Genomic DNA, 16,740 nt, shown 5'->3' with positions numbered 1-16,740 from the left:
TTCCGAGCATTTTTCCATAAGCATCTATGTTTGAAAGCGCCCTGGCGCAGGCAGAAACATGAGAAATAATATTGTCAAAGGACTAGGGAAATGACCGATAATCGGGCGATGTGGACCTACTACAAGGGCGAATGGCGCGAAGGCGACGTCCGGATCCTGGGTGCAGCCTCACAGGCAACCTGGCTTGGTTCGCTGGTATTTGACGGCGCGCGCCTCTTTGAAGGCGTAACACCGGACCTTGATCGTCATTCTGCACGCGCCAATGATTCAGCCCGTGCTCTGGGCCTGGAACCGACGCTTTCCGCCAACGATATCGAGGCACTCGCACGCGAGGGCCTGAAAAAATTCACGCCGGGAACAGACGTGTATATCCGTCCCATGTACTGGGCAGAGGAAGGTGATAGCAGCACTGTCGCGCCCCTTGCATCGTCCACGGATTTTGCGCTCTGCCTTGAAGCAATCCCTATGGTCGAGCCAAAGGGTTTTACCATCACCACGACATCATTCCGTCGACCGTACCTGGAAGTCATGCCGGTCAATGCCAAGGCCGCCTGCCTTTATCCAAACAATGCGCGAATGCTGCGTGAGGCAAAAGCAAAAGGCTTTCACAATGCATTGGTGACCGATGTCCTAGGAAACGTTGCCGAAACTGCAACCTCGAACGTCTTCATGGTACGAGGCGGCGAGGTCTTTACACCAGCTCCCAATGGCACATTCCTGAACGGTATCACTCGTCAGCGTGTACTCAATCTGTTACGCGAAGCAGGCATTTCAGTTCACGAAACCACTTTGAAAATTGAAGATTTCCGCGAAGCAGACGAAATCTTCTCTACAGGCAATATGAGCAAAGTCGTGCCGATTATCGGGTTTGATGATCGCAAACTTGAATACGGAGCGCTGACGAAACGCGCTCGCGCTCTTTATTGGGAATGGGCGCACGCCTGACATCCAAACAAAACATCTCCGGCCAAACGACCGGAGATGTCTTCCCCGCCCCCCAAAAAAAGCTGACCTCACTATCACATGATCGAACATACGCCCCTGTTCCTCGCAATCGCAGTGATTGCAGCATTTCTCGTCGGGCTTTCAAAAGGCGGATTACCATCGGTCGGTACGCTTGCCGTTCCCTTGATGGCACTTGTCATATCTCCAGTCACGGCAGCCGCACTTCTGCTCCCGATCTATGTCATCAGCGACATGTTCGGCCTCTATCTTTATCGCCATCACTTCTCCGCACGCAATCTCGCGATCCTGACACCAGCGGCAATACTCGGCGTCGGCATTGGCTGGATGTTCAGCGCGCATCTGTCTCCCACATTCATCGGAATGCTGGTCGGATTGGTTGGTCTCCTTTTCTGCTTCAACGCCTGGTTTGGTGCACGTTACCGCAAACAGGCGCGAAAGGCGGATGTTCCCAGTGGCGTCTTCTGGGGTGTGCTTACGGGTCTAACCAGTTTTGTCTCTCACTCCGGCGCACCACCGTTTCAGATGTATGTACTGCCGCAGCACCTTCAGAAACTGGTCTTTGCCGGCACCTCGACCATTCTTTTTGCCATCGTCAATGCCGTAAAGCTGGTGCCTTACTGGCAGTTGCAGCAGTTTTCCAATCTCGATACCTCACTCGGTCTTTGGCTCGTCCCTGCCGCAGTCATCGGCACCTTCGTCGGCGCCAAGCTGACCCGGATCATGCCGGACGGCCCATTTTTCCTATTGGTGCAGCTGACCTTGTTCGGACTTTCTATCAAGCTGATTGCCGATTGGATCATGCCGAATTTCTTCGGTTGACGACGTGGGACCCCAGCTTGCAACACATCACCCCTTCAGTCACGATGCGATCATCAAACGCTTTTTGGGAGAGAGGAAGCGGGGATGGAGGATGCAGATGCGATTATCATTGGAGCAGGATTAGCCGGACTTGTCGCAGCGCATGAACTTGCCGCTGCTGGACGCAAAGTCATTCTTCTCGAACAGGAAGGTGAGAATTCCATTGGCGGACAAGCGTTCTGGTCACTCGGCGGACTGTTCATGGTCGACAGTCCTGAACAGCGTCGCCTCGGCATAAAGGACAATATCGATCTCGCGCGGCAGGATTGGTTCGGGTCGGCTCAATTTGACAGGCCTGAGGATCATTGGCCGAAGCGCTGGGCCGCATCCTATCTGGAGTTCGCCGCCGGCGAAATGCGACCCTGGCTGCATAGTCTAGGCATGCGTTGGTTTCCTGTTGTCGGCTGGGCAGAACGTGGCGGGGCGAGAGCAGATGGTCACGGCAACTCAGTACCACGTTTTCACGTGACCTGGGGCACAGGGCCCGGTGTGGTGGCTCCATTCGAGCGATCGCTTCGTGAATCTATCAGCAAAGGGCTCATAACCTTAAGATGCCGCCATAGGGTCAATAGTATCGCAACCACCGGCGGACGAGCCAGTGGCGTTTACGGCGAAGTGCTGGCCCCCTCGACCGTTGAGCGCGGGCAATCTTCATCGCGGGATATCGCGGGAGAGTTTGCCTATTTCGCTGACTGCGTAATTGTCACATCTGGCGGTATAGGCGGCGACCCGGATAAGGTTCGAAGAGCCTGGCCACGCGACAGGCTCGGCAATCCACCGAAAGAAATGGTGTTGGGTGTACCAGCCCATGTCGACGGGCGAGGCATCGATATCGCCGTAGCTGCAGGCGGTCACGTCATCAATGCCGACCGCATGTGGCACTATACCGAGGGACTTCGAAACTGGGACCCGATCTGGCCGAACCATGGTATTCGCATTCTACCGGGACCATCCTCAATGTGGTTCGACGCCAAGGGCGATCGTCTTCCCGCCCCCTATCTCCCGGGATTCGATACGCTTGGTACGCTCAAGCACATTCTTTCGACCGGCTACGACTATTCCTGGTTTATTCTGACTGAGAAAATCATCCGCAAGGAATTCTCTCTGTCCGGATCGGAGCAAAATCCAGATCTTACCGGCAAAGACTGGAAGCTCTTGCTGAAAAGCCGCCTCGGCAAAGCGCCGCCACCACCAGTCAAGGCATTTCTGGAAAACGGAGCAGATTTCATTGCTGCCGGAACCCTGCAAGAACTCGTTGCAAAAATGAATGGCTTGACGGGAGAACCGCTTCTCAAGCTTGACCATATTCGCGATCAAATCGAAGCACGGGATCGCGAGATAGTGAACCGTTATTCCAAGGATGCTCAAGTGATGGCGATCCACAATGCCCGAGCTTATATCGGTGATCGTCTCACGCGTGCTGTGCCACTACATCCTCTGCTAGAGCCTTCAAACGGGCCACTTATAGCCGTCAAGCTTCATATTCTAACGCGCAAGACACTTGGCGGGTTGAATACCGACTTGGACGCACAAGTGCTGAACGAGGCAGGCGAAAAGGTACCCGGTCTATATGCGGCAGGCGAAGCTGCCGGCTTCGGTGGCGGCGGCTACCATGGTTACAACGCACTTGAAGGAACATTCCTTGGTGGGTGTATCTTTTCCGGTCGAATGGCCGGTCGTGCAGCAGCCGCGGCAACGTCGCTCTAATTCCTGGACAGCCCGAGGCGCAACGTCAACTCAGGCCGTCCCTCTTTTGACCGCATTCCATATATGAGTTTTTTATTTTTTTACGTCGTGCCTGCTCTCGAAACCCTATGCGGTGCGGCAACATAATGCCCCTGTAAGAAACAGGGAGCCCTTTCGGGCAATTCAGGCATGACTATGGATTTCGCCGTCCTTGCAATTGGCATCGGCTTTTTTGCGCTATTGTTCGGCTATCTGCGCATCTGCGAAAAGCTTTGAGGCACGCCATGATGATGGAATACATCGCTGGCGCTTTGGTTGCAGTCATCATAGCCGCCTATCTCCTTTACGCGCTCATACGACCGGAGCGGTTCTAAGCCGGTCTCCGGCCAACCCCGCGTAACCGGCAGGCATTCAGGCCTCGGAAAAAACCATGACACTTAATGGATGGATTCAGATTCTCGTTTTTTGCGGGATTATCATTTTGCTCGTCAAGCCGCTCGGCGGCTACATGACGCGCGTTTTCAGCGGTGAGCGGACCTTCCTTTCACCTTTCCTCGTTCCCGTCGAGCGTGGGCTTTATCGCGTCGCAGGCACAAGCGAACGAGAAGAACAGCATTGGACGACTTACACAGTCTCCCTGCTGCTATTCAACCTTGCCGGTTTTCTGTTGCTTTACATGCTGCAACGGTTTCAGGGCTCCCTGCCCTTCAATCCGATGGGTATGAGCAATGTTCCGGCAGATCTCGCCTTCAACACCACTGCTAGTTTTGTCACCAACACCAACTGGCAGAACTATGGTGGAGAAAGTACCATGTCCTACCTGACGCAAATGGCAGGGCTGACAGTGCAGAACTTCGTTTCGGCTGCAACGGGCGTTGCCATCGCCATAGCGCTCATTCGAGCATTCTCGCGCAAATCCATGAAGACACTCGGAAATTTCTGGGTCGACCTTACACGGTGTACGCTCTACCTCCTCTTGCCCTTGTGCATTATCCTTACCTTAGCTTTCGTCAGCCTTGGCGTGCCGCAAACAATTGGCGCTTATGCCGAAGCAACGACGCTGGAAGGCGCAAGACAGGTGATCGCACTCGGGCCAGTTGCTTCACAGTTGGCCATCAAGATGCTTGGTACCAATGGGGGCGGCTTCTTTAATGCCAATTCCGCACATCCCTTCGAAAACCCCGACGCCATCTCCAACATGATCCAGATGGTTGCGATTTTCGCTATCGGCGCTTCACTGACCAACGTCTTCGGGCGAATGGTCGGCAACGAGCGTCAGGGATGGGCGATCTTTGCTGCCATGGGCATATTGTTCGTCGCAGGCGTAGCAATCTGCTACTGGGCGGAAGCGGCTGGTAATCCCCTGATCCATGCGCTCGGTATTGATGGCGGCAACATGGAAGGCAAGGAAACGCGCTTCGGCATCGCAATGTCCGCGCTTTTTGCTGTTGTCACAACCGCTGCGTCATGCGGTGCCGTGATCGCCATGCATGACAGTATGATGGCGCTGGGTGGAATGATCCCGATGATCAATATGATGCTGGGTGAGATCATCATCGGCGGTGTAGGCGCAGGCTTCTACGGTATCATCCTGTTCGTTGTCGTTGCCATTTTCGTGGCTGGACTGATGGTCGGGCGCACCCCCGAATATCTGGGCAAGAAAATCGAAGCCAAGGAAGTGAAAATGGCGATGCTCGCCGTTCTCTGCCTACCATTGTCCATTCTGGGCTTCACGGCCATCGCCTCGGCTCTTCCGACGGGCCTGGCGTCCATCGCCAATCCCGGACCGCATGGCTTCTCGGAAATTCTCTATGCCTATACTTCAGGCACGGCGAACAATGGTTCAGCCTTTGGCGGCCTCTCAGGCAATACGCCCTGGTACAATATCACCATCGGCCTTGCCATGCTGATGGGTCGGTTTCTCGTGATTGTTCCAGCACTTGCGATAGCCGGTTCGCTTGTCGCCAAGAAAGCGGCCCCACAATCCGCAGGTACATTCCCGACAACCGGACCGCTTTTCGTCGGCTTGCTGATCGGTGTCATTCTTGTGGTTGGAGGTCTGATCTTCTTCCCGGCACTAGCGCTTGGCCCGGTTGCCGAACACCTCGCGATAATTGAGGGGCAGATGTTCTGATGCTCAGGCCTTCAAGCTGCATTCTCTCGATCCTTCTGGTAACGACCGCCCTCCTTCTCGCGGTTCAGCTTGCCGGACTGATCTAAGTTTTCCGAACGAAAACGTATTCTCACTGGAGCCTCTGTTATGAGCCAGTCCAAATCCGCGAGCATTCTCGATGCCCGCATCCTTCTACCCGCCATTGGCGATTCCTTTCGCAAGCTCAACCCCAAGAGTCTTGCACGCAATCCGGTGATGTTCGTGGTTGCAGTTGTTTCACTGCTGACGACTTTACTGCTCCTGAAAGATGTCGCCGCTGGGAATCCTGATGTCGGTTTCTCATTCCAGATCGTCCTATGGCTGTGGTTCACCGTGCTGTTTGCAAACTTTGCCGAGGCCGTCGCCGAAGGCCGCGGCAAAGCACAAGCGGATTCATTGCGTCGGGCTCGGACGGAAACGCAAGCCAAACTTCTGGACAAACCAGAAGGGCCAAGCTGGAAAAACGTACCGGGAACAAGCTTGAAGGTCGGTGATGTCGTTCTGGTTGAAGCCAACGACATCATCCCTTCGGATGGCGAAGTCATCGAAGGGGTCGCATCCGTCAATGAAGCCGCCATTACCGGGGAGTCTGCACCCGTCATCCGCGAATCCGGTGGAGACCGTTCTGCTGTTACCGGTGGAACACAGGTTCTTTCAGACTGGATCAAGGTTCGCATCACTGCGGCACAAGGCTCAACTTTCATCGACAAGATGATCAGTCTAGTGGAAGGTGCCGAACGTCAGAAAACACCGAATGAAATAGCGCTCAACATTCTGCTTGCAGGCATGACGCTGATTTTCGTTTTAGCCGTTGTTACCATCCCGAGCTTTGCGACCTATGCAGGTGGTTACATTCCTGTAACGGTGCTGGTTGCACTCTTCGTCACCCTGATCCCGACCACAATCGGCGCCTTGCTTTCTGCTATTGGCATTGCAGGCATGGACCGTCTCGTTCGCTTCAACGTACTTGCCATGTCCGGTCGTGCAGTCGAGGCGGCAGGTGACGTCGACACGCTTCTTCTCGACAAGACGGGTACGATTACTCTCGGCAACCGTCAGGCGACTGCGTTTGTACCTGTGAGCGGCGTAACGGAACAAGCCCTTGCCGACGCAGCACAATTAGCCTCACTTGCTGACGAAACACCTGAGGGCCGCTCCATCGTTGTTCTGGCCAAGGAAAAATACGGGTTGCGTGGGCGCGACATGCAGGGGCTTCACGCACATTTCGTGCCTTTTACCGCACAAAGCCGGATGAGCGGTGTCGATATTGAGGATTCCGTCATTCGCAAAGGCGCTGTTGATGCTGTGCTTGCTTATGTAGGCCAGAATAGCCGCGCCGATGACAAAACATTATCGGAACTGCAATCTATCGCTGACACAATCGCCAAAGCGGGTGGCACGCCGCTTGCAGTTGCCAAAAATGGACTTCTTCTCGGTGTCGTGCATCTGAAAGACATCGTCAAAGGCGGGATCCGTGAACGCTTCGCAGAGTTGCGTCGCATGGGAATCCGCACGGTCATGATTACCGGTGACAATCCGATGACCGCAGCAGCCATTGCTGCCGAAGCTGGTGTGGACGACTTTCTCGCGCAGGCAACACCAGAAAACAAGCTGTCGCTGATCCGCGAGGAACAGGCCAAGGGTAAACTTGTTGCGATGTGCGGTGACGGCACCAACGACGCCCCTGCTCTTGCGCAGGCCGACGTCGGCGTGGCCATGAACACCGGTACAGTTGCTGCGCGAGAAGCCGGAAATATGGTCGATCTAGACAGCGACCCTACCAAGCTCATCGAAATCGTTGAAATCGGCAAGCAATTGCTGATGACGCGGGGAGCGTTGACGACCTTCTCCATCGCCAATGACATTGCAAAATATTTTGCGATTATCCCGGCTATGTTTCTGGCTTTTTATCCCCAGCTTGGCGCACTCAATATCATGGGGCTCGCCACGCCACAAAGTGCCATCCTGTCGGCCATCATCTTCAATGCCTTGATTATTGTGGCCCTGATCCCGCTTTCGCTGAAAGGTGTCACCTACAAGCCGGTAGGCGCAGGAGCGCTCCTTTCACGTAATCTTCTGATCTATGGCCTCGGCGGCGTCATCGTGCCGTTCGTCGGCATCAAGGCCATTGATATGGCAATTATGGCTCTTGGCCTCGCATAAGGATTTACAAAATGCTGAAACAGCTTCGTCCGGCGCTTGTCATGATCGTTTCGCTTACTGTCATAACCGGACTGCTCTATCCGCTTGGCATGACAGGTATAGCCCGAGCGATCTTTCCAGCCAGCGCCAATGGCAGCCTGATCGAAAAGGACGGCAAAATCATCGGTTCCGAGTTGATTGGCCAGAATTTTACCGGTGGACGCTATTTTCACGGTCGCCCATCTGCCGCAGGGAAAGACGGGTATGACGCCGCAAGCTCCGGCGGCTCCAATCTTGGCCCAACCAATTCAAAACTCATCGAACGTATTAAAACCGACGTTACCGCTTTAGCGCAAAGCGAAGGCTCCGCGCCGCCGCCGATCGACCTCGTAACATCATCTGCTAGTGGTCTCGATCCGCATATTTCACCTGAAGCCGCATTCTATCAGGTGCCGCGTATCGCAAAAGCGCGCGGGGTTGATGAAGCCGCGCTGCGCGAAATAGTTGAGCAACAGGTTGAAGCCCGTGAGCTTGGTTTCCTCGGAGAGCCGGTGGTCAACGTTTTGAAGCTGAACCTTGTTCTGGACAGGACTGGCACCAAGTAGAATAACTGGCGGCGGCATGATTTGCCGCCCCTTCCTTTCAGGAGCTTTGCTTGACATCGGATTCCCTTCGCTTTGGCGATAACAGACCTTCACCCGATGCTCTGCTTGAACAGGCGGAACGCGAGACGCGTGGCCGCCTGAAAATATTTCTCGGTGCCGCGCCAGGTGTCGGTAAAACTTATGAAATGCTGATGTCCGGTCGCGCACGCAAAGCTGACGGTGCAGATGTCGTCATCGGCGTAGTCGAAACGCACGGACGGGTTGAAACCGAAGCCCTAACGGACGGGCTTGAGATCGTCCCGCGTGCACAGGTAGCCTACCGCGGTCATCTTCTCGATGAGATGGATATTGACGCGGTGCTCGCCCGCAAACCGCAACTGGTTCTAGTGGATGAACTTGCACACACGAACGCGCCGGGCAGCAGGCATCCCAAACGCTATCAGGATGTCGAGGAAATTCTGGCGCGCGGAATCGATGTTTATACAACGCTCAATATCCAGCATGTCGAAAGCCTCAACGACGTTGTGGCGCAGATCACCCGCATCCGCGTGCGTGAAACGGTGCCGGACAGCATCATCGACCGTGCCGACGATATCGAACTGATTGATCTCACGCCGAATGATCTCATCAAGCGTCTCAATGAAGGCAAAATTTACCTTCCCAAGACTGCGAAACGGGCGATCCGCAATTACTTTTCACCCGGAAATCTGACAGCGTTACGAGAGCTGGCACTGCGTCGTACCGCCCAGCGTGTGGACGAGCAACTTCTCAGCCATATGCGAGCCCATGCTATCGAAGGGCCGTGGGCCGCTGGCGACCGCATACTGGTTGCCATCGACGAGCGTCCCCGCAGTGTATCGCTGGTTCGTTACGCGCGTCGGCTTGCAGATCGTCTTCGTGCACCATGGGCAGCCATCCATATAGAAACGGCCCGGTCTGCAGGACTTACCGAAGAAGCAAAGGACAGGCTTGCAACTGCGTTGAGGCTTGCCGAACAGCTTGGCGGAGAAACGATCATCATTCCCGGCCAAACGGTCGCCGAAGACATTGTGCGCTACGCCTCCACCCACAACTTCACCCAGATCGTCGCCGGAAAATCAATAAAATCACGCTGGCGCGAGATGATTGACGGCTCAATAGCTCGCGAACTGGTCCGGCTGTCCGGCGCTATCGATATTCATATAACGGCGGGTGTCGACCATGAAAACGGAGCACCCACCCGCAAGATAAATACGGCCAGTCAAAGGACAACACCCGACATCGGGCCTTATCTGATCGGCATCATAATGACAGGCATAGCGCTCGTTGCAGGATTGTTGCTTGAACAATTTCTGGACGTGCGCAGTATAGCACTGGTGTTTGTTGTTGGCGTGCTTGGCGTCGCGGTTACTCTCGGTCTCTGGCCAGCGCTTTTTTCATCCGTTCTTAGCGCATTTGCTTATAATTTCTTCTTTCTTTCACCACTCTACACGCTTTCCATCGCAGATCCCGAAAGTGTCGTGGCGCTGATTTTCTTCCTGTTTGTGAGTTTCATTGCCAGCAACCTGGCAAGCCGGGTCCAGCGTCAGGCCGCAGCGGCGCGACAGCGTGCACGAACCACGGAAGATCTGTATCTTTTCAGCAAAAAGCTGGCAGGAACCGGCTCACTCGATGATGTGCTATGGGCCACCGCATTCCAGATCGCATCGATGCTCAAGGTGCGGGTCGTGGTCCTTTTGCCTGAAGGAAGCAGCATCGCGGTTAGGGGCGGCTATCCGCCGGATGACACTCTGGATGACGCCGATATCGCTGCCGCACACTGGACCTGGGAACATGATCTTCCAGCAGGGCGTGGGGCAAATACCTTGCCGGGTGCCAAACGCCTCTATCTGCCTCTCAAAACCGCAAGGACGTCGGTAGGCGTCATCGGTCTCGACAATGATCGTGCGGGCCCTATCCTCACGCCTGAACAACAACGCCTCTTCGAAGCTTTGGCCGATCAGGCCGCAATTGCCATCGAACGCGTTCAGCTCGTCGGTGATGTTGAGCGAGCGAAACTTGCGGCAGAAGCTGACAAGCTGCGTTCGGCCCTACTCACATCGATTTCACACGATCTGAAGACTCCCTTGGCAGCTGTTCTGGGTGCAGCGACGACGCTGCGCGACTATTCTGCATCATTGCCGGATGCCGACCGCTCTGAACTGGTGGCAACAGTAGTCGACCAGTCAGAGCGCCTGAACCGCTTCATTGCCAACCTTCTCGATATGACACGGATCGAAGCGGGTGCTATGAAGCCCAATTTATCATTTCATTACATCGGTGACCTTATCGGAGCCGCGCTCAATCGTGCAGCCAAAATGCTGGCCCATCATCAGGTGAACGTTGTCGTTCCAGCCAACCTGCCAATGATTCAGCTTGATGCAGTTCTGTTCGAACAGGCCTTGTTTAACCTGTTCGACAATGCTGCTAAATACGCGCCGCAGAATTCCCCCATTACAATTGCAGCTCACGCCGATCCGTCTCGTATCACGCTGGAAATCAGCGATCAGGGTCCGGGTATTCCGCCGAGCGATCTGGAGCGCGTGTTCGATACGTTCTATCGTGTGCGTAAAGGTGACCATGTGCAGGCCGGCACTGGACTGGGACTCCCCATCGCTCGCGGTTTCATCGAAGCGATGGGTGGCTCCATCCGGGCAGGCAATCGGCATGAAGGTACTGGTGCTATATTTACAGTCACGCTGCCAGTCCTCGTTGACGAAATTGAAAGGAACTCATGAGCGATCAGAAATTGAAAATTCTTGTCGTGGACGATGAACCAGCCATCCGTAAACTGTTGCGGGTGGGGCTAACGACGGAGGGCTATACCGTCGTTGAAGCGGTGAATGGCGGTGAAGCCGAGCAGCGCATAGCGACAGAAAAACCTAATATTGTTCTCCTCGATCTCGGACTTCCCGATACCGACGGGCATGCGCTGCTGCAACGCTGGAGAGAAAATGGCATAGTTTTGCCTATTCTTATCCTCTCAAGCCGCACCGACGAAACAGGAATCGTCCGCGCGCTGGAAGAGGGAGCCGATGATTACGTTCCAAAACCTTTTGGTATGAAGGAACTTGCCGCGCGCCTGCGTGTCGCCTTGCGTCACCGACTGCAACAGCAGGGAGAAAGACCGCTTTTCCAGAGCGACGGTCTGACGGTCGATCTTGTGCGCCGCATTGTGAAAATAAACGGTGAAGAAATTAAGCTGTCGCCAAAGGAATACGATATCCTGCGTCTACTTGTACAGCACGCCGGAAAAGTGCTGACACATCATTATATTTTGAACCAGGTCTGGGGACCGGCAGCTGACGTACAGTATCTGCGCATCTACGTCCGGCAGCTGCGGCAGAAGATTGAAAAATCCCCAGATCAGCCGCATTATATTCTAACTGAAACGGGCGTTGGCTACAGGCTGCGCGAAGCTGATCCAGCTCCCTGAGACAGCCGGAACCAAGGCTTTGCATAAACGTTGTTTGCCAAACAACCAAGATGACGGAGGCAAGCGTGGTAGAGCTGGTCAACAATATCGGGAATTTGGAATTTATAATCGCCAAAGCCCGGGAATATGATGTTCAGGTTCCCGCAGTTGATGAAGAATCCGGATCTAATGCTAGCGATGACAGTGAAGTTGACATTCTCGACGCTTCACTGGCCAATCCTACCCGCAAAGAGCTTTTTGCCGCCATACGATCCCTGAACATTGATGAACGGCAGGAGTTACTGGCACTCATGTGGGTGGGGCGCGGCGATTTCAGCGCCGAAGAATGGGACGAAGCCCTCTCAACTGCTGCTGATCGTGACAATGGCCGAGAAGCCAAATATCTCATCGGCACGCCGCTTCTCGGCGATTATCTCGAAGAAGGTTTGGTTGCTCTCGGTTTCGACGTCGAAGCCTACGATAATGAATAAGAAAAATTGATGTTTCCATGTACCCTTCTGTTTTGACGCTGCTGTATCCGGGCATTAGGGTTGGACGCAAATCGGGTTGGCTTATGCTGACCCTGAACAGTAAGCGCGACGGAGGACGGCACGATGCTTCAGAAAAACCTCACCCAGAAAACAGACTTCTATATCGATGGGGCGTGGCGCGCTCCAATAGAAGCCAAGTCCATCGAGGTCATCAATCCTGCCGATGAAAAGCCTTATGCCGTCATCTCGGCAGGCTCTGCGAAAGACATAGATCTGGCGGTGGCTGCTGCACGCAAGGCTTTTCCATCCTGGAGTGAAACACCGGCAGTAGAACGCGTTGGCTATATCCGTCGTATCGTGGAAATTTATGAATCTCGTCTGGACGAGATGGCCAAGACAATTTCACTCGAAATGGGTGCGCCAATTAAACTCGCACGGGAATCGCAGGCTGCGGCTGGCCTCTCGCATACAAAAGCCTTCATCGCCGCGTTTGAGAACTTTGAATTCGAAGAGATACTTTCCCCGAAGCATCCGAACCAGACGGTTGTGCGCGAACCAATTGGCGTTTGCGGCCTCATTACGCCGTGGAACTGGCCAATGAACCAGATCGCGCTGAAGGTTATTCCTGCGCTAGCGGTCGGTTGCACAGTCGTGTTGAAGCCTTCGGAGATTGCACCTTTATCGGCTATGCTCTTTGCAGAATTTGTGGATCAAGCTGGCGTTCCAAAGGGTGTTTTTAATCTCGTCAATGGCGAAGGCGCTATCGTTGGCGAAGCTCTGTCACAACACCCGGATATCGACATGATGTCGTTCACCGGTTCCACGCGCGCCGGAACAGCGGTTTCCCGCGCAGCAGCAGCAACGGTAAAACGGGTTTCGCTGGAACTCGGCGGTAAGTCGCCAAACATCGTTTTTGCCGACGCTGACCTTGAAAAGACTATCGCGCGCAGCCTCGCTCACTGTTTCGAGAATACCGGACAGTCCTGTAATGCACCGACACGCATGCTTGTCGAACGATCAGTTTATGAGAAGGCGGTTGAACTCGCCAGGAAGGTGACTGAAGGCACGAAGGTCGGCGATCCTGCACAAGAAGGCGATCATATCGGCCCCTTGTCCTCATCGATCCAGTTCGAGAAGGTTCAAACGCTGATCCAGAAAGGCATCGATGAAGGCGCGCGACTTGTGGCAGGCGGCACCGGTCGCCCAGCTGGCTTCTCCGAAGGTGATTTCGTCAAGCCGACTGTCTTTGCTGACGTGAACAATGATATGACGATTGCCCGCGAAGAAATCTTCGGTCCAGTACTGGCCATGATCCCGTTCGATACAGAAGAAGACGCAATCGCTATCGCCAACGATACACCCTACGGGCTTGCAGCTTATATCCAGACCGGAAGCCCGGAACGGGCAAAGCGTGTGGCCCGCAAGCTGCGCGCAGGTATGGTGCAGATCAATGGTACCTCGCGTGCGCCGGGCAGCCCGTTTGGCGGCTACAAGCAATCGGGCAATGGTCGCGAAGGCGGAAAATGGGGTCTGGAAGATTTCATGGAAGTAAAGCTTATCAGTGGCTAACCAATAAATTGACAATAAAAAGCGCCGTTTAGCGGCGCTTTTTAGTCTTTCACTCGAAGTCAAGCTTTCTTAATAATGCGAATGCGCTGATCGCCGCCAATATCGATGAACTGCGTCGGCGGCGGCACTTCATGAACGTCGTGCGTACCGAAGCTTTCGGGGTAAAACGCGTAACCGTCTGGTGCACGAGGCGGGTTGGTGTCATCGATTAGACGACCGCCTGTCAATTCCGTCATCGGATCCGGAATGGCCGCGATCAGGCGACGCGTATAAGGATGCGTTGGATTCGAGAATATCCGATCCCACGGACCGCTTTCAACAATCTGTCCGAAATACATCACCGCTACGCGGTCGCTCATGTGCTCTACGACACTCAGATCATGGCTGATCATGATATAGGAAAGACCAAGCCGCTCTTTCAGCTCCAACAGCAGATTGATGATCTGCGCCCGGATAGAAACATCAAGGGCTGAGACAGGTTCATCCAGCACGATGACTTTCGGATTGAGCAGCAAGGCGCGCGCAATCCCAATGCGCTGGCGTTGACCGCCGGAAAACTCATGCGGAAAACGCTTTGCCTGCTCCGGTTTCAAACCGACGAGACGTAGAATTTCCTCAACGCGTCCATCAACTTCGCTGCGAGATGTCACACCATGAAGCCGTAAAGGCGCGGCGAGCGATGTGTAGACTGACTGGCGTGGGTTGAGTGACGCGAATGGATCTTGAAAGACCATCTGCGCCATCTTTGCCCGTTCCAGTCGCGAGGGCTCATTCTTGCCAGTGATCGGGCGCCCCTCAAAATAGATCTGTCCGCTGGTCGGCTTTTGCAAGCCGACGATGGAGAGCGCGAGTGTAGATTTTCCACAGCCAGACTCACCCACGATGGACAAGCATTCACCTTTGTTGAGGGTCAGACTGAGATTGTTGACGGCGCGCAGCAATTGATTGGAGCGACTGAAGATGCCGCCGCTCACAGGAAAGTAAACGCAGACGTCATCGATACTGACCAGCGGCTCTGCCAATTTGGTCGAATGCATATCATTCATGATGGAAACACCTCACCACACCGGCATCCTCAAGTGGCGTCCAACCCGGCTTTTGCGCGCGGCAAATATCGGTGGCACGCGTGCAGCGCGGCTCAAACCGGCAACCCGCAGGGAAAGCGGAAATGGAAGGCACGACACCTTCGATTTCCTGAAGCCGTAACTGACCTTCTTTCTGACGCGATCCAAGCTGCGGGAGCGAAGCAAGAAGGCCATGCGCATAAGGGTGCGCCGGATGGTGGAAAAGGCCCGACGTTATCCGCTCTTCGACCAGATGTCCGGCATACATGACACCGACGCGACGGCACATCTTGGCAATAACACCTAGATCATGACTGATCATGAGTACAGAGGTTCCCCGGGCTGTACAGAGCTCCTGCATCAGACGCAGAATTTCCGCCTGAACCGTCACATCAAGCGCTGTTGTAGGTTCGTCAGCAATCAGCAGATCAGGATCACACGCAAGCGCGATAGCAATCATCACACGCTGGCGCATGCCGCCCGACATCTGATGCGGATAGTTCTTCACGCGTTGCTCTGGCGCGGGCACCTGAACGCTGGCAAGCGCTTCGACCGCCTTGCGCTCTGCCTCGTGCCAAGTTGCACCCTGATGCAGCACAAACATTTCTGCAATCTGCCGCCCTACGGGTGAAAGCGGATTGAGTGCGGTCATTGGCTCCTGAAAGATCATCGCGATACGATTGCCGCGCAGCCTTCGCATTTCGCGTGACGACATGGACCGTAGGTCCTGTCCTTTGAAGCGTATCGCTCCACCGGTTATCGTCAGCGGTTTGCGCAGCAACCCTATCATCGATAAAGCGGTGATGCTCTTTCCGCAGCCGGACTCTCCAACCAGCCCGAATGTTTCACCGGCGCCAATTGTAAAGGATACGTCTTCAACGACATTATGCTTCGTCGAACCGGAAACAATGTCGATCCGCAGGTTTTCAACCTCAAGAAGTGTTTGCTCGCTCATACCTTGCGTGTCCTCATATGCGGGTCGAGCCAGTCACGAAGACCATCGCCGAACAGATTGAGCCCAAGCACCGTGAAGAAGATGGCAAGACCGGGAAACACGGCAGCCCAAGGCGCATTCACGATCAACTCACGTGCATCGGTGAGCATGTTGCCCCAACTTGGATCTGGCGGACTGATACCAAGACCAAGATAGGAAAGTGCAGCTTCTGCGAGGATAGCGTCCCCCATTCCGAGCGTGCCGATCACAAGAATAGGCCCGATCATATTCGGCACAATCTGCGTAATCATGATGCGAATATCGCTATAGCCCAGCATCTTGGCGGCCTGAATATACCCCTGCTTCTTGAGTGAAAGGGTGGAGCTGCGGGCAATGCGGCAGGTCCAGGACCAGTTCGTGAGACCAAGTGCGAGCAAGAGGCTCGGCAGACCGGGCCCGAGAACCGCCATAATCGCCAGAGCAAAAATCAGCGACGGGATTGCCAGCATAAGGTTAGTGAGGCCGTTGACGAAATCATCCCACCAGCCGCCGAAATAGCCAGCAGAAATTCCAAAACAGAGGCCGATGACCGTGTTGATGCATTGCGAGACCACACCAACAGTCAAAGAGACCTGCGCGCCATAAAGGATGCGCGAATATACATCGCGGCCTTGTGCATCGGTGCCGAACCAGAATTGTGCATCGGGCGGAAGTTCTGCATTCATCAGATCGGCATCGAGAACCGGATTATAGTGCGCCAGCAATGGCGCAAAGACGGCTGCGGCCACGATAACGATGCACACGAATCCGCCGAATACAAGATTGAAACGCAGTTTCATG

14 protein-coding genes are annotated in these 16,740 nt (G+C 54.6%); 11 read left to right on the top strand and 3 right to left on the bottom strand.

Going from position 1 to position 16,740, the window contains the following annotated elements:
• The first annotated feature begins 90 nt into the window (after positions 1-90).
• The 11 genes from CQZ93_RS19165 (at position 91) to CQZ93_RS19115 (ending at position 13,902) form a co-directional block, all read left to right on the top strand.
• A complete protein-coding gene (locus CQZ93_RS19165; protein ID WP_105544166.1) occupies positions 91-945 on the top strand; it encodes a branched-chain amino acid aminotransferase in 855 nt (284 codons plus the stop codon).
• Between the two features lie 78 nt (positions 946-1,023).
• The gene (locus CQZ93_RS19160; protein ID WP_105544165.1) at positions 1,024-1,785 is read left to right on the top strand and encodes a sulfite exporter TauE/SafE family protein; all 762 of its coding nucleotides are present in this window, start codon (positions 1,024-1,026) and stop codon (positions 1,783-1,785) included.
• Between the two features lie 84 nt (positions 1,786-1,869).
• Entirely contained in the window at positions 1,870-3,531 is a 1,662-nt protein-coding gene (locus CQZ93_RS19155) for an FAD-binding dehydrogenase (RefSeq protein WP_105544164.1), read from the top strand.
• 263 nt (positions 3,532-3,794) lie between these two features.
• Positions 3,795-3,884, top strand: a complete 90-nt coding sequence (gene kdpF / locus CQZ93_RS19150) for a K(+)-transporting ATPase subunit F (protein WP_105544163.1) — start codon at positions 3,795-3,797, stop codon at positions 3,882-3,884.
• A 56-nt stretch (positions 3,885-3,940) separates the two neighbouring features.
• Positions 3,941-5,644 (top strand): potassium-transporting ATPase subunit KdpA, encoded by a 1,704-nt coding sequence (kdpA, locus tag CQZ93_RS19145; protein ID WP_105544162.1) that lies wholly within the window; start codon positions 3,941-3,943, stop codon positions 5,642-5,644.
• 126 nt (positions 5,645-5,770) lie between these two features.
• Positions 5,771-7,825 carry a potassium-transporting ATPase subunit KdpB gene (gene kdpB / locus CQZ93_RS19140; protein WP_105544161.1) on the top strand — a complete coding sequence of 685 codons (2,055 nt, stop codon included), beginning with the start codon at positions 5,771-5,773 and terminating at the stop codon, positions 7,823-7,825.
• 11 nt (positions 7,826-7,836) lie between these two features.
• Complete coding sequence (kdpC, locus tag CQZ93_RS19135; protein ID WP_105544160.1) at positions 7,837-8,409, top strand: potassium-transporting ATPase subunit KdpC; 573 nt, start codon at positions 7,837-7,839, stop codon at positions 8,407-8,409.
• A gap of 50 nt (positions 8,410-8,459) precedes the next feature.
• Positions 8,460-11,165: a sensor histidine kinase gene (locus CQZ93_RS19130; RefSeq protein ID WP_105544159.1), complete on the top strand. Its 2,706-nt coding sequence runs from the start codon at positions 8,460-8,462 to the stop codon at positions 11,163-11,165.
• Positions 11,162-11,863: a response regulator gene (locus tag CQZ93_RS19125; RefSeq protein ID WP_105544158.1), complete on the top strand. Its 702-nt coding sequence runs from the start codon at positions 11,162-11,164 to the stop codon at positions 11,861-11,863. The genes CQZ93_RS19130 and CQZ93_RS19125 overlap by 4 nt, the downstream gene beginning before the upstream one ends.
• A 65-nt stretch (positions 11,864-11,928) precedes the next feature.
• A complete protein-coding gene (locus CQZ93_RS19120; RefSeq protein ID WP_105545222.1) occupies positions 11,929-12,333 on the top strand; it encodes a DUF3775 domain-containing protein in 405 nt (134 codons plus the stop codon).
• 123 nt (positions 12,334-12,456) lie between these two features.
• Positions 12,457-13,902, top strand: coding sequence for an aldehyde dehydrogenase family protein (locus CQZ93_RS19115; RefSeq protein WP_105544157.1), 1,446 nt, complete (start codon positions 12,457-12,459; stop codon positions 13,900-13,902).
• Between the two features lie 59 nt (positions 13,903-13,961).
• Here the strand turns inward: CQZ93_RS19115 and CQZ93_RS19110 are convergent, their stop codons facing one another.
• From CQZ93_RS19110 to CQZ93_RS19100, 3 genes are read right to left on the bottom strand one after another with little or no spacing between them, the layout of a single operon-like run.
• Positions 13,962-14,948 (bottom strand): ABC transporter ATP-binding protein, encoded by a 987-nt coding sequence (locus CQZ93_RS19110; protein ID WP_105544156.1) that lies wholly within the window; start codon positions 14,946-14,948, stop codon positions 13,962-13,964.
• Entirely contained in the window at positions 14,941-15,921 is a 981-nt protein-coding gene (locus CQZ93_RS19105) for an ABC transporter ATP-binding protein (RefSeq protein ID WP_105544155.1), read from the bottom strand. The genes CQZ93_RS19110 and CQZ93_RS19105 overlap by 8 nt, the downstream gene beginning before the upstream one ends.
• Positions 15,918-16,739 carry an ABC transporter permease gene (locus CQZ93_RS19100; RefSeq protein WP_105544154.1) on the bottom strand — a complete coding sequence of 274 codons (822 nt, stop codon included), beginning with the start codon at positions 16,737-16,739 and terminating at the stop codon, positions 15,918-15,920. The genes CQZ93_RS19105 and CQZ93_RS19100 overlap by 4 nt, the downstream gene beginning before the upstream one ends.
• Position 16,740: the final 1 nt, after the last annotated feature.

This window comes from Ochrobactrum vermis (assembly GCF_002975205.1).
GTDB classification, from domain to species: Bacteria; Pseudomonadota; Alphaproteobacteria; order Rhizobiales; family Rhizobiaceae; genus Brucella; species Brucella vermis.
Note: the sequence above shows the minus strand (reverse complement) of the source record. Positions and strands in the feature narration are given on the sequence as shown.